The sequence below is a fragment of the Dellaglioa sp. CoH-56-MRSF-13 genome (assembly GCF_056782095.1).
In genome coordinates, this window is record NZ_JBXAYC010000217.1 from 1 (window position 1) to 239 (window position 239).

At 57.3% G+C, this 239-nt stretch carries 1 protein-coding gene; it reads right to left on the reverse strand.

Going from position 1 to position 239, the window contains the following annotated elements:
- Positions 1-239, reverse strand: a 239-nt coding sequence (locus AC1RP1_RS08475; protein ID WP_481762801.1) for a hypothetical protein, incomplete at both ends; no start/stop codon positions are given.

Consider the following 239-nt stretch of genomic DNA (forward strand, 5'->3'; position numbering starts at 1 on the left):
CCGAGCCCTTTGGCGCCGACAATTGTACAAATCACTCCAACAATCGACTTTTTGATCAAGGCACACATCGCGAGTGCGGAAGAATAGTCGGTCGACTTGGCAGTGGTCTTGGTGTCGGAGCGATTGACCTTAACCAGGTATCCCCACCAATAGGCGGCCCACGAGGGATCGGCGACTACCGGGAACGCACGGGGTGCGGTGACGGCGACAACTTGGGTAAGGGTCGTGCCAGGTGTTTG